The sequence below is a fragment of the Nocardia cyriacigeorgica GUH-2 genome, from assembly GCF_000284035.1.
GTDB classification, from domain to species: domain Bacteria; phylum Actinomycetota; class Actinomycetes; order Mycobacteriales; family Mycobacteriaceae; genus Nocardia; species Nocardia cyriacigeorgica_B.
In genome coordinates this window covers 2,654,355-2,668,017 of sequence record NC_016887.1, presented here as the reverse complement: position 1 = coordinate 2,668,017, position 13,663 = coordinate 2,654,355, and the positions used below count along the sequence as shown (strand labels likewise).

The 13,663-nt window shown below is 68.6% G+C and carries 12 protein-coding genes; 9 read left to right on the top strand and 3 right to left on the bottom strand.

Annotated features, from left to right (window positions below):
* Window positions 1–85: 85 nt before the first annotated feature.
* From NOCYR_RS12035 to NOCYR_RS12010, 6 genes are all read left to right on the top strand, one after another.
* Window positions 86–1,651, top strand: coding sequence for an FAD-binding protein (locus NOCYR_RS12035; protein ID WP_048833290.1), 1,566 nt, complete (start codon window positions 86–88; stop codon window positions 1,649–1,651).
* A gap of 37 nt (window positions 1,652–1,688) precedes the next feature.
* Complete coding sequence (locus NOCYR_RS12030) at window positions 1,689–2,060, top strand: nuclear transport factor 2 family protein (RefSeq protein WP_014350645.1); 372 nt, start codon at window positions 1,689–1,691, stop codon at window positions 2,058–2,060.
* A gap of 30 nt (window positions 2,061–2,090) precedes the next feature.
* Window positions 2,091–3,752 (top strand): FAD-binding protein, encoded by a 1,662-nt coding sequence (locus NOCYR_RS12025; protein ID WP_014350644.1) that lies wholly within the window; start codon window positions 2,091–2,093, stop codon window positions 3,750–3,752.
* 13 nt (window positions 3,753–3,765) lie between these two features.
* On the top strand, window positions 3,766–4,023 hold the full coding sequence (locus tag NOCYR_RS12020; RefSeq protein WP_048834119.1) for a hypothetical protein: 258 nt from the start codon (window positions 3,766–3,768) through the stop codon (window positions 4,021–4,023).
* A 27-nt stretch (window positions 4,024–4,050) separates the two neighbouring features.
* Window positions 4,051–4,842 (top strand): SDR family NAD(P)-dependent oxidoreductase, encoded by a 792-nt coding sequence (locus NOCYR_RS12015; protein WP_014350642.1) that lies wholly within the window; start codon window positions 4,051–4,053, stop codon window positions 4,840–4,842.
* Between the two features lie 302 nt (window positions 4,843–5,144).
* A complete protein-coding gene (locus NOCYR_RS12010) occupies window positions 5,145–6,644 on the top strand; it encodes an MFS transporter (RefSeq protein WP_014350641.1) in 1,500 nt (499 codons plus the stop codon).
* A 331-nt stretch (window positions 6,645–6,975) separates the two neighbouring features.
* Here NOCYR_RS12010 and NOCYR_RS12005 read toward each other — a convergent pair whose 3' ends face one another.
* The 3 genes from NOCYR_RS12005 to NOCYR_RS11995 all read right to left on the bottom strand — a co-directional run bounded on the left by NOCYR_RS12005 (window position 6,976) and on the right by NOCYR_RS11995 (window position 9,546).
* Window positions 6,976–7,839, bottom strand: coding sequence for an alpha/beta fold hydrolase (locus NOCYR_RS12005; protein ID WP_014350640.1), 864 nt, complete (start codon window positions 7,837–7,839; stop codon window positions 6,976–6,978).
* Window positions 7,840–7,918: 79 nt separating this feature from the next.
* Window positions 7,919–8,746, bottom strand: a complete 828-nt coding sequence (locus NOCYR_RS12000) for a mycofactocin-coupled SDR family oxidoreductase (RefSeq protein ID WP_014350639.1) — start codon at window positions 8,744–8,746, stop codon at window positions 7,919–7,921.
* A gap of 2 nt (window positions 8,747–8,748) precedes the next feature.
* Entirely contained in the window at window positions 8,749–9,546 is a 798-nt protein-coding gene (locus tag NOCYR_RS11995; protein ID WP_014350638.1) for a mycofactocin-coupled SDR family oxidoreductase, read from the bottom strand.
* A 187-nt stretch (window positions 9,547–9,733) separates the two neighbouring features.
* Here NOCYR_RS11995 and NOCYR_RS11990 point away from each other — a divergent pair, with 187 nt between their 5' ends.
* The 3 genes from NOCYR_RS11990 (at window position 9,734) to NOCYR_RS11980 (ending at window position 13,610) form a co-directional block, all read left to right on the top strand.
* Window positions 9,734–10,783 carry a ferredoxin--NADP reductase gene (locus tag NOCYR_RS11990; RefSeq protein ID WP_014350637.1) on the top strand — a complete coding sequence of 350 codons (1,050 nt, stop codon included), beginning with the start codon at window positions 9,734–9,736 and terminating at the stop codon, window positions 10,781–10,783.
* A 76-nt stretch (window positions 10,784–10,859) separates the two neighbouring features.
* On the top strand, window positions 10,860–12,272 hold the full coding sequence (locus tag NOCYR_RS11985) for an MDR family MFS transporter (RefSeq protein ID WP_014350636.1): 1,413 nt from the start codon (window positions 10,860–10,862) through the stop codon (window positions 12,270–12,272).
* A gap of 231 nt (window positions 12,273–12,503) precedes the next feature.
* On the top strand, window positions 12,504–13,610 hold the full coding sequence (locus NOCYR_RS11980) for a DoxX family protein (protein WP_048833289.1): 1,107 nt from the start codon (window positions 12,504–12,506) through the stop codon (window positions 13,608–13,610).
* Window positions 13,611–13,663: the final 53 nt, after the last annotated feature.

The window sequence follows — 13,663 nt, the reverse complement described above, 5'->3', positions numbered from 1 at the left end:
ACCGGCACGTTCGCCGTGAGCATCGGCACGTTCCCGGTGACCGGGAGAAGCCGTGCCCGCAAACGCCGCATGCGCCTTAGCGTCGATGGTGAGCAAACGCACAGGAGGACTCACAGTGGTGGACTGGAACGACGAGGTGGACGTGCTGGTCGCGGGCTCGGGCGGCGGCCTGGCCGGCGCCTACACCGCGGCCCGCGAAGGGCTGACCGTCGCGGTGGTCGAGGCGACCGACAAGTTCGGCGGCACGACCGCCTATTCCGGGGGCGGCGGCATGTGGTTCCCGTGCAATCCGGTGCTGCGCCGCGCAGGCACCGACGACACCATCGAGGACGCGCTCACCTACTACCACGCCGTCGTCGGCGACCGGACCCCGCGCGAACTGCAGGAGACCTACGTCCGCCGCGGCGGCGACCTCATCGAATACCTCGAATCCGATGAGCATTTCGCGTTCGAGATGCTGCCGTGGCCGGACTATTTCGGTAAGGCGCCCAAGGCCCGGCTGGACGGGCAGCGCCACATCATGCCCACCCCGCTGCCCGCCACCGCGCTGGGCGAGATGCGTGAGCAGCTGCGCGGCCCGCTGGACACCGACCGGCTGGGCGCGCCACTGCCGGACATGCTGATCGGCGGCCAGGCCCTGATCGGGCGCTTCCTGCTCGCCCTGTCGTCGTATCCGGACGTGCGGCTGTACCTGAACACGCCGCTGGTGGAGCTGGTGGTCGAGGACGGCGCCGTGATCGGCGCGATCACCGAACGCGAGGGCAAGCCGTTCGCGATCCGGGCCCGCAAGGGTGTGGTGCTCGCGGCCGGTGGGTTCGAGCAGAACGACGAGCTGCGCAAGCACTACGGCGTACCCGGCGAGGCCCGCGACACCATGGGGCCGTGGGGCAACCAGGGTAAAGCGCATCAGGCGGGCATGGCCGCGGGCGCGGATACCGATCTGATGGATCAGGCGTGGTGGTCGCCCGGTTTGACGCACCCGGACGGGCGTTCGGCGTTCGCGCTGTGGTTCACCGGCGGCATCTTCGTCGGCCAGGACGGCAAACGCTTCGTCAACGAATCCGCGCCCTACGACCGGCTCGGCCGCGACATCATCACCAAACTCGACGACGGCTCGCTCACCCTGCCCTACTGGATGATCTACGACGACAAAGAGGGCGAGGTGCCGCCGGTCAAGGCCACCAACGTCTCGATGGTCGAACCGGAGAAGTACGTGGCGGCCGGGCTCTGGCACACCGCCGACACGCTGCCCGAACTCGCCGAGAAGATCGGTGTGCCCGCCGATGCGCTGGTGGCGACGGTGCAGCGGTTCAATTCCTTTGTCGAGACCGGCGTCGACCCGGATTTCGGACGCGGCGACGAGGCCTACGATCGCGCGTTCTCCGCCGGTGAACCGCCGCTGGTGTCGATCGATCAGGGACCGTTCCACGCCGCCGCGTTCGGCATCTCCGATCTGGGCACCAAGGGCGGGCTGCGCACCGACAGCGCCGCGCGGGTGCTGGGCCGCGACGGTGAGCCGATCCCCGGGCTGTACGCGGCGGGCAACACCATGGCGGCCGTCAGCGGCACCGTCTACCCCGGCGGCGGCAACCCGATCGGCGCGTCCATGTTGTTCAGCCACCTGGCCGTGCGCGACCTGCTCGGCAACTGACCCCTCACCACCCCCAGAATTTCCGAAGGAGCCCTCGATGGCCTCAGCAGACGACATCCGCGCGGCGGTCCGCCGCTACCTCGACACCGTCGCCGACGGGTCCGCCACGGACATCGCGGCGCTCTACGCCGAAGACGCCACCGTCGAGGACCCGGTGGGCACCCCGCCGCACGTGGGCCGGGCCGCGATCGAAAAGTTCTACAGCGCACTGGGATCGGTGCGAGTGAGCACCGAACTGCACTCGGTGCGGGTGGCGGGCCACGAGGCCGCGTTCGCCTTCCGCGTAGTCACCGACACCGGCGAGCAGACCATCACCATCGACCCCATCGATGTCATGACCTTCGACGAGAACGCGCAGATCACCAGCATGCGCGCGTTCTGGTCGCAGGACGACATCAGCCTCGGCTGAGCCGAGCACACCAGCAGAAAGAGACGTTACGTGCCTGCAGCCGAACAACAATGGGACCACGAGGTCGACGTTCTGGTCGTCGGTAGCGGCGCCGGTGGCCTGACCGCCGCGCTGGCGGCCGCCGATTGTGGCGCCGAGACCCTCGTCATCGAGAAGGCGCCGGTCTACGGCGGCAGTACCGCGCTCTCGGGCGGCGGGATCTGGGTGCCGAACAATCCGACGCTGCTGCGCGAAGGTCTCGGCGACACCCGCGCCGATGTGCGCGCCTACCTCGATGCCGTCGTCGGTGATCGGGTCCCGTCGAAGAACCTCGACCGGTTCATCGACGAGGGTCCCCGGATGCTCGAGTTCCTGGAGACCAGCCCGCATCTGCGGTTCCAGTGGTGCACCGGCTATTCCGACTACCACCCGGAGGCGCCGGGCGGACGGCCCGCCGGACGATCCATCGAACCGTTGCCGGTCGATCTGAAGCAGCTCGGGCCCGATGAGGACCTGCTGCGCCCGGCGGCGCTGGCGACTCCGCCCGGATTGTTCATCACGTCCAAGGATTTCGTACAGCTCAATATGGTGACGCGCACCTGGAAGGCGCGCTGGACCGCGCTGCTCACCGGTCTGCGCGCGGTGAAGGCGATTCTGCTGCGCCGCCATATGGATACCCTCGGCCGCGCGCTCATCGCCCGGCTGCGGCTGGCCATGCGCGATGCCGGGGTGCCGCTGTGGCTGGAAACGCCGATGCGGTCGCTGCTCACCGACGACGCCGGCGCGGTGGTCGGTGTGGTCGCCGAACGCGACGGCCGGGAAGTCCGCATCCGCGCCCGCAAGGGTGTGCTGCTGGCCACCGGCGGCTTCGAATACAACCAGGCGATGCGCAAGCAGTACCTGCCCGAGGGCGGGCGCGACAACTTCAGCGCCGCCTCCGCCGACAACACCGGAGACGGCATCGTCGCCGGTGAACGTGTCGGCGCCGCGGTGGATCTGATGGATGACGCCTGGTGGATGCCGTCGTTCCAGCGGCCCGACGGCATCAATCAGGTGCTGGTGTCGGAGCGTTCGATCCCGCGCTCGATCATCGTCGACCGGGCGGGCAAGCGGTTCACCAACGAGGCGTCGCCGTATGTGACGTTCGTGCACGCCCAGCTGGCCGGCGGCCACGAACCGGCCTGGCTGATCTTCGACACCAAGGCCAAGAACCGCTACCCGATCGGCGGGATCATGCCGGGCCAGAAGTTCCCGAAAACCTGGCTCGACAGCGGGCTGATCCGGACGGCGGGCACGGTCGAAGAACTCGCCGCCGCGATCGAGGCCCCGGCCGAATCGCTGCGCGAGACCATGCGGCGCTTCAACGATTTCGCGCGCGCCGGCCACGACGCCGACTTCGGCCGCGGCGCCAGCGCCTACGACAACTACTACGGCGATCCCACTTTGCCGCAGCCCGCGCTGGACGTGCTGGACAAGGCGCCCTACTACGCGCTGCGGGTGCGCATCGGCGATCTGGGCACCAAGGGCGGGCTGGTCTACAACGAGAACGCGCAGGTGCTGCGCGCCGACGGCAGCGTCATCGAGGGGCTCTATGCCGCGGGCAATACCTCGGCTGCGGTGATGGGCAACGACTACGCCGGTGCGGGCGCCACCATCGGCCCGGCCATGGTGTTCGGCTATGTCGGGGCCCGGCACGCCGCCAGCGCACGCTGACGAGGAGGAACCGATGCAGGCGATACAGTGCGGCACATGCGGTAACCGCGTCCTGGTGGAGAAGTTCAGTCCGAGCCACACCAGCGTGCAGTGGCTCGACGACGCCGAATCGGCCTGCCCGGAATTCGCCCGGCGCGCCGCCCTCGGCGAGCACAGCAAATGGATTCCGACCTGCCCGGCGTTGCGCGATTCGATCGAGGCTGCCGTCGTCAAGGGCGCGCTGGCCACCGACGAGCTACGACACGAACCGGTTCCGGGCCGGATCGGCTGAACCACTGATCTTCGACGAGGAGAATTCATGAAGCGATTGGAAGGCCATCGCACCGTGGTGACCGGCGCGGCGTCGGGCATCGGGCAGGCCACCGCCCTGCGGCTGCTCGACGAGGGGGCGGCGGTCGTGGCCGCCGACGTCTCGTCCGACGGCCTGGCCGCCACCCGGGCCGGCGCCGGGGAGCGCGGGACGGCCGACCGGTTGACCACCCTCACCATGGACATCGGCGCGGAGCGTTCGGTGGTCGACGGTGTGCGGACCGCGGTGGAGACGCTCGGCGGGCTCGATTCGGTGGTGAACGCCGCCGGCATCCTGCGCGCCTCGCACACCGAGCAGACCGGGCTGGACCTGTGGAATCAGATCATCGGCATCAATCTCACCGGCACATTCCTGGTGGTGCGCGAAGCGCTGCCGGCGCTGCTGGCCAATCCGCGGGCGACGGTGGTGAATTTCAGTTCGACGTCGGCGGCGTTCGCGCATCCGTATATGGCGGCGTACGCCGCGAGCAAGGGCGGAATCCAGTCGTTCACCCATGCGCTGTCGCTGGAATTCGGCGGCAAAGGGCTGCGCGCGGTGTGCGTGGCGCCGGGCAGTATCAAATCCGGGATCACCGATGCGACACCGGGTTACGTGCCCGCCGATGCCGACTGGTCGCTGTTCGCGAAATTGTCTCCGGTGTTGCCGACGAATCTGGAATCCGGCGGCGCGGGAATGGGTGATCCGAGTGCCGTCGCCGGTGTGATCGCCATGCTGGTGTCCGAGGACGGTGCGTTCATCACCGGTACCGAGATCCGGATCGATGGCGGTACCCACGCGTGAGCTGATCACGCGTCTCGCGTAATGCCCTCGGGCCTTACGGAATTCGGCGGCTTCGCGATGCCCCCGTGGACTGATGTCCGCGGGGGTTTCGTCGTTTCCGGGCGCGAGCACATTTTCTGTCGATGTGATACGCGTGGAATTCGCTGATCAGCACCGATTTCACCATCGCAATCTGCCTAACAGACATATTCATCTCCCAGTGGGTGGGATTTCCAGCACCGCGACACGCCCGGGGAAAGTGTGATGTCGGTTACGCATTCCGATCGATCGTCGAATGCGAGAATCACCCGAAAGGACCGCTGATGGTCGCTCCCACCCCCACACCCGACATCGCGCAGCGCTGGACCCCGCGCCTGATCCTGTCCCTAGCCTCGATCGTGCTCCTGCTGGAAATGCTCGCGGTGAGCTACATGATGATCTCCACCGCATTGCCGTCGATCGCCGCGCACTACCAGACCACCCAGGGCGCTTGGCTGTTGACGTCGTTCCTGCTGGTCGGCGCCGTCACCGCGCCGCTGATCGGCAAACTCGCCGACATGTACGGCAAGCGCAAAGCGCTGCTCGGCTGCGTCACCGTGGCGGCGGCCGGATCGTTGCTGTCGGCCGTCGCGGGCAGCTACGCGGTGCTCATCGCCGGCCGTGCGCTCACCGGTCTGCTGGTGCCCTGCCTGTTCCTGAGCTACTCGCTGATCCGGGACGTGTTCCCGGCCAAGACGATCGCGCTGGCGGTCAGCATCGCCACCAGCGGGATGGGGCTGATCGCGATTCCGGCGCCATTCCTCACCGGGTGGCTGATCGACAACTTCGGGTTCCGCAGCATCTTCTGGTTCTTCGTCATCGGCCTGGCCGTCCTGGGTGCGCTGATCTTCCTCACCACCGCCGAATCGCCGGTGCGGCTGCGCTCCCGGATCGATCTGCTGGGCGCGGTGCTGCTCGGCGGCGGTATCGCGGGCGTGCTGATCGCGGTGAGCTTCGGGCCCACCTGGGGCTGGCGGGACAGCTCGACGCTGGCCTACCTGGCCGGTGGTGTGGTGCTGCTGCTGGCGTGGCTGGCGACCGCGCGGATGATCCGGGAACCGCTGATCGACCTCGATGTGCTCGGCCGTCGTCCGGTCCTGCTGACCACCATCGGCGCCGGGCTGTGCTACGGCTCCAGCGGTCTGTTCACCATCCTGCTGCCCATGCTGGCGATGACACCGGCAGCGCTCGGGCTGGGCTATGGATTCGGCGTCAGCGCCGAGGGTTTCGCGATCTTCCAGGCGCCGGTCGGGCTGATGGTAGTGGTCGGCGGCGTGCTCGTCGGCCTGCTGGTCGGCCGCGGTAACGCGCGCCCGCGCGTTCTGATGACCTGCGGCATGCTGCTGATGGCCGCCGGATTCACGCTGACCGCCGCCGTGCACGACAGCAAGCCGCTGCTGATCGTGTTCGCCGGCATCTTCGGCACCGGCATGGGCATGGCCTACGCCTCCATCCCGAACCTGCTGATCGAGGCCGTGCCGCCGCAACTGCAGGCCAGCACCGCCAGCATCGTCGGTGTCTCGCAGAGCGTGTTCCCGGCCGTACTGCCGGTCATCGCGTTCACGGTCATGAACAACTCCTACATCGCCCCGATCCCGCCGGAAATGACCCAGGGCGCGGTGTTCTACCTCGACCGCGGGTTCACCATCGCCTTCTTGATCGGCGCCGCCACCGCCGTCATCGGCGCGGTCGTCGCGGCGGCGCTGCCGCGCCGGATCGTCCAGCTGTCGGCACCGAAGACGGTCACCGATCCCGGTGAGGAAGGATTGGTGTTCGCCCACTGAGCAAGTCGTGCCGAGCCGGTCGCGTATACGCGCGGCCGGCTCTCTCGTGCTCGGGATGGCGGCGGCGTGTCGGACCATTCGCCGACGGCTCCCGCGCGCCGGCCGCACTCCACACCGACGACACGGGCGGCTATGTGCTGGAAGTGGGCACCTACGTCACCGCGGCAGGCACGGAAATCAGCGAACGGCTCTGGACGGTGCGCTCTATGGAACCGCACCACGATGGGCGCCGGATCAAGCTGGGGCCGGCGTTTCCGTGAACGGATAGGCGAGCCGGCACAGAAATTCGGCCCCGCACCGAAGTGCGGAGCCGAATCCTATGGTCTCTTGTTCAGTCTTTGCGGAGCAGGAATGCGCGGACCGCGGATTCGAAGGCTTCCTTCTGTTCGATCATCGCCCAATGGCCGCAATTGGGGAATACATGGAGTTCCGCGCGGGGAATGGTGCGCATCGGGATCAGGGCCATATCGAGGGGGCTCACCCGGTCGTCGCGGCCCCAGGTGAGCAGCGTGGGGGCCTTGACCTTGTGCAGCATGGCCCATGGCGGCGGCGCGTCGGACGCCTCCATCGCGCGCACCATCGCGGTGAATGCCGCTTTGCTGTACATGCGGCGCGCGCTGTCGAGGGTTTCCGGGTCGGTGGCCTGGGTCCAGCGTTCTTCGATCAGTTCCTCGGTGACCAGGGCCGGGTCGTACACCATCGAGTGCAGCCATTCGATCAACCGGGGACGTGTCGGATTCTCGGTGAACTCCTGGAGCAGCTTGATGCCCTCGCCCGGACCGGGGCTGAAGATGTTCTTGCCGATACCGCCGATGGTCACCAGCTTGCCGACTTTATTCGGTTGCGCGATGGCGTAATTCAAGGCCACCCCGCCGCCCATCGAATTGCCGATGATGTCGACCCGGTCCAGGCCGAGCGCGTCGACGAATCGTTCGACCGCTTCCAGGGCGGTCACCATCGGGTGGCCGCCGAAGTCGTCGCTCACACCGAACCCGGGAAACTCCAGAATCAGGCACCGGAAATCCTCGGCGAATACGCCCAGATTCCCGCGAAAGTTCCGCCATCCCGTGACCCCGGGCCCGGACCCGTGCAGCAGCAACAGCGGCGGTCCGTCCCCCGCCTCGTGGTATCGCAACACTCCGGCATCGGTCCGCACCTCCCGGCGGGTGCCCTCATAACTCAGCTCCGATGACATTCGTCCTCCATCTCCGTTGATCGCCCCCACGTTGCCACTCCCCCACGGCATTCAGTGGCTGTTTCGTGCCGAAACGGTCCTACCGCTGGGTGCTGCCCGCATCGACCGGCAGCGTCACCGCGGTGATGTAGCGCGCCTCGTCGGAGGCGAGGAACAGCGAGGCGTTGGCGATATCGATCGGCTCCACCCAGGGGATGGGCAGCATGTTCATGGTGACCGCGGCCTCGGCGAATTCCTCGCGGGTCGGATGTTCGCGGTCGGGACGGAAGGACTTGCGCACCATGTCGTTCTGGATCATGGGCGTGTCCACGTTGGTGGGATGCACCGAATTGACGCGGACCTGATGCGGCGCCAATTCCTTGGCGAGCGAACGCATCAGGCCCACCACGCCATGCTTGGCGGCCGTGTAGTGGGCCACGCCCATCAGCCCGCGCAGTCCGGCGATGGAGCTGACGAGGATCATCGATCCGCCGCCGCGTTCGATCAGGTGCGGGGTGGCGGCCTTGCAGGTCTGCCAGACGCCGGTCAGGTTGACGTCGAGCATGGTCTGCCAGACGGCCTCGCTCAGCTCCAATGCCGGTGCGCTGGAGGTGATGCCGGCGGTGGCGCAGACGATGTCGAGGCCGCCCAGCCGGGCGACGGCGTCGTCGGTCGCCGCACGCAGCGCCGCACCGTCACGCACGTCGACGGTCGCGGTGACCACCTTCGCACCGGCTGCCTCGACCGCCCGCGCGGTCTCCGCGAGATCCTCCGGCGTCGCCGGCGGAATGATCACCGTGTCGACCGGCGCGCAGATATCGAACGCGACGATATCGGCGCCTTCCTCGGCCAGCCGCACCGCCTGCGCGCGGCCGATGCCGCGCGCCGCGCCGGTGACCAGCGCGACCTTGCCTGAAACCCGTCCCATGTTCACACCTTCTGAGTCAGTCCGGCATCCACGACGAGCTGGGTTCCCGTGACATAGCGGGACTCGTCGGACGCGAGGAACACCACCGCATTGCTGACGTCGATCGGGTCGACCCAGGGCACAGGCAGCAGATTGCGTTGCGCGAGCGCCTCGGCGGCGTCCGTCTCGGTCGGATTCGGCAGATCCGGACGCAGCTTCGCGAACACGCTCTCGTTCAAAATCATCGGGGTGCCGACCGAGCCGGGATGCACGGTATTGACCCGGATGCCCAGCGGCCCCATCTCGTTGGCGAGGGTGCGGGCGAGGCCGACCACCGCGTGCTTGCTGGCCGAATAGTGCGCGGCGTTCTCGCCGCCCTTGAGGCCGTTGGTGGAGCTCACGATGACGATGGACGCACCGTTCGGCAGATACGGCGCGCCGGCGCGCACGGTGTGCCAGACACCGGTGAGATTGATGTCGAGGGTGCGCTGCCAGGCGGCGTCGGCCAGTTCCCACGAGGGACCGAGGTCGGCGTAGATTCCGGCGTTGGCGACGATCACATCGAGGCGGCCGAGCAGGTCGGCGCCCTCGGCGACAGCGACGTCGAGCGATTGCTGATCGCGGACGTCGGCGAATCCGGTGACGCACCGGCGGCCGAGCGCCTCCACCTCCTGCGCCGTGGCCGCGAGATCGTCGGCCGATCCGGCCAGATCCAGGGCGATGAGGTCGGCGCCCTCCTCGGCCAGCCTGCGGCAGTGGGTGCGGCCCATCCCGCCCGCGGCGCCGGTGACCAACGCGACTTTGTCCTGCATGCGGTTCATGGGGTGCTCCCGGGGAATCGACTGCTCACCGGCGTGACGGTAGGGCTCGGCCGGGCCGGTGGCGGTGCGTCGTCCCGGTGAGCGGGCGGTCGCCGGCGTCGTCCCATCCATTGGGATCGCGGTCCCGCATGAACCGGCGGATCGGCGAGCATGGCGGTCGGCCCAGACGTGACCGCAGGAGGACGAAGTGACAACCGCGACTGTTGATCTACCGCGCAGCGCGCGTGCGGTGCTGCTGCGGGTGACGCAGGTGATCGAGGAAACCGCCGACGCCCGGTCGCTGGTGTTCGAGATCCCCGCCGACGCCGCCGACCGCTTCCGCTACCGTCCGGGACAGTTCCTCACCCTGCGCATTCCCAGCGAGCAGACCGGCTCGGTGGCGCGCTGCTACTCGCTGGCCAGCTCCCCCTACGCCGGCGACGCCCCGAAGGTGACGGTGAAGCGCACGGCCGACGGCTATGGCTCGAACTGGTTGTGCGACAACATTTCCGTGGGCGATTCGATCGAGGTGTTGCCACCGTCGGGCACCTTCACCCCCGCCTCGCTCGACACCGATTTCCTGCTGTGGGCGGCGGGCAGTGGGATCACGCCGGTGATGTCGATCCTGCGGTCCGCGCTGGCCGAGGGCTCGGGCCGGGTGGTGCTGTATTACGCCAACCGCGACCAGGATTCGGTGATCTTCGCCGGCGAACTGCGCGAACTCGTGCAGCGTCATCCTGATCGGCTGACCGTGGTGCACCGGCTGGAGACGCTGCAAGGCCTGCCGACTCCCGCGCAGTTGGCTGCTTTCGCCGAGCCGTTCGGCAGCTACGAGTCCTTCATCTGCGGTCCCGGCCCGTTCATGGATGCGGTGAGCGCGGCGCTCACCGGCGCCGGATGGCCGCGTGAGCGGGTGCGCACCGAGGTGTTCACCTCGCTGTCGGGCGACCCGTTCGCCGACATCGACGACGTCGCCGAGGAGGCGGACGCGGCCGGCGTCGCGGTGGAACTCGACGGCGAGGTGCACGAGCTGGACTGGCCACGTTCGCGCACCCTGGTCGACGTCATGCTGTCCAAAGGACTCGACGTGCCCTACTCCTGCCGCGAAGGCGAATGCGGATCCTGCGCGTGCACCGTGGTCGAGGGCGAGGTCGATATGCCGCCGAGCGCGATCCTCGACCAGGACGATATCGACGCCGGCTACATCCTCGGCTGTCAGGCGCGCCCGCGCAGTGACCGGCTGAAGATCCGATTCTGATGGTGGCGCGTGGAATATTCCGGGTGCGGCGGCGTTCGTTCGAGATGTTTACTCGAACGAACGATAGGGGCCGCCGATGGTGACCGACACAGCGGAATCAGCGGTAGGCCTGCGTTCGGAGCGCGGCGCCATCCTCGGTTCGCTGATGCTGGCCACCTCGCTGGTGGCATTGGACTCGACCATCATCGCGACCGCGGTGCTCACCATCACCGAAAGCCTCGGCGGGTTCGCGCAGTTCCCGTGGTTGTTCTCGATCTATCTGCTGGCCCAGGCCGTCACGGTGCCGATCTACGGCAAACTCTCCGATATCGTCGGCCGCAAACCGGTGATCCTGTTCGGGATCGGGGTGTTCGCACTCGGATCGCTGCTGTGCGGGCTGGCGGGCAGCATGCTCGGGTTGATCATCTTCCGCGCGATCCAAGGCGTCGGCGCCGGCGCGATCCAGCCGATGACGATGACCATCGCCGGCGACCTCTACAACCTCGCCGAACGGGCGAAGGTGCAGGGCTATCTGGCCAGCGTGTGGGCGATCTCGTCGGTGGCGGGGCCGCTGCTGGGCGGGGTGTTCGCCGAGTACATCGGCTGGCGCTGGATCTTCCTGATCAATATCCCGATCTCGGCGTTGGCGGGCTGGATGCTGCTGCGCAAGTTCACCGAGACCGCGCCGCGGCGACGTCAGCGGGTGGACTACCTCGGCGCCACCTTGCTCACCCTCGGTGCGGGCGCGTTGATCCTGGGGCTGCTCGAAGGCGGACAGGCGTGGGCGTGGCAGTCACCGGCCAGCATCGCGATCTTCACCGGCGGAGTGGTGGTGATCGGCCTGTTCGTCTGGGTACAGACCCGCGCCGAGCATCCGATCCTGCCGCTGTGGTTGTTCACCCGGCGGGTGGTGGTGGCCAGCAGTGCCGTGTCGCTGATGGTCGGTGCGCTGCTGCTCGGACTCACCTCCTATGTGCCGACCTTCGCCCAGGGTGTGCTCGGCACCGGCGCGCTGGTGGCCGGACTGACCGTGGGCGCGCTCACCCTCGGCTGGCCACTGGCCGCCTCGCAGGCCGGGCGGGTGTATCTGCGGCTCGGCTTCCGCAACACCGCGCTCATCGGCAGCAGCCTCGCGGCCGTTGGCGCCGCCTCGATGTTGTTGATCGATGCGCAGAGCCCGCTGTGGCAGGTCGCGGCCTCCTGTTTCCTCATCGGCTCCGGCATGGGCCTGGTCGCCACACCGACCCTGATCGCCGCCCAGACCAGCGCCGAATGGAGCGAACGCGGCGTGGTCACCTCGGCGAATATGTTCGCCCGCTCGCTGGGTAGCGCGGTGGGTGTGGCGGTGTTCGGCGCCATCGTCAACGCGCGCATCGGCGATACCGACAGTCCGGCGCCGGAGGTCCTCGCCGACGCGGTGCATCTGGTGTTCATCGCGGTGTTGGTGACGACGGTGCTGACCGTGCTCGCCTGCGCGATGATGCCGCGGCGCAGCGGCGACAGCTTGTGATGGGCCGGAACGTCTTCCGCTGAGCACGCACAGCGTCCCGCGCGCCCCCGATTCACCTCGGTGATAGCGGGTATACGCGGTGGTACGGTCGAAAACACCTGGTGGGCGGGCCGACGACGAGGTCGGCCGAGCCCCGGACAGGTCCGCGACGACCCACTGCCGCGGCTTCGCCAGAGTTCGACCGCACGACAGCACCGACGATCGAAACTCCCGAGGAAAGGGGTTCCCATCATGCTGATCCGCAGGCTCGCCCGACCGTTATTGGCGAGTGCTTTTGTCGTGGACGGCGTCGACACCCTCATGCATCCGGAACCCCGGGTGAAAACGGCGTCGGCGGTGGTCCAGCAGGGCCATGAGAAGCTGCCGTCGGATGTGGCCCAGAAACTGCCGAGCGACCCGGATCTGCTGGTCAAGGCGACCGCGGTGACCCAGGTCGCCGGTGGTGCGATGCTCGCGCTCGGCAAGGCACCGCGGCTGGCGGCGCTGGCACTGGCGGCGACCGTCGTCCCGGCCACCCTCACCCAGCAGGACTTCTGGTCCGAATCCGATCCCGAACGCCGAGCCGCGAAACGGACCGCTTTCCTCAAGGACGTCAGCCTGCTCGGCGGGCTGATGATCGCCAGCGCCGACACCGAGGGCAAACCGTCGCTGGGCTGGCGCGGACGGCGCGCGGCCAAGGGCGCCGCGGCCGCGGTGAGCGCGGCACTGCCGTTCGGCGCGTCCGCGCAGGAGAGCAGCGGTGAGGCTCTTCGCCAGCAACTCCAGCACGCCGCCGAGCGCGGTCGCGAGATCGCCGGGGTCGCCGCGAGCAAAGGTGCGGCACTGGCCGAAACCGCTCAGGAGCGCGGACCGGTGCTCGCCGAAGCCGCCCGCCATCGTGGCGCCGAACTCGCCGAAGCCGCCAAACACCGCGGCGCTGCCCTGGCCGAAACCGCCCAGCAGCGTGGACCCGTGCTGGCCGAGGCCGCCAAACAGCGCGGCGCGGCGCTCGCCGGAACCGCTCAGCAACGCGGGCCCGTCCTGGCCGAGGCCGCCAAACAGCGCGGGGCGGCGCTCGCCGGTACCGCCCAGCAGCACGGACCGGAATGGGCCGAGATCGCGAAATCGCGCGGCGCCGAGTTCGCCGACGTCGCCAAGCATCGCGGCGCGGAGTTCGCCGATGTCGCCAAGCATCGCGGTGCGGAATGGGCCGATATCGCCCGGCACCGGGCCGCCGAACTGGCCGCCGCCGCCCGCGAGCAGGGCGCGCAGCTGGCCGACTCCGGCGCGCAGGCGGCCGCCTCCGCGCGCGATCAGATGGAGCCGCCCAAGCGCGGGTTCTGGCGCAAGTCCAGCTAGGTACCCGCTGGGCAGTCGGCGTTCGCGTCGCGGTGGACCTGGCGGCTCACCGC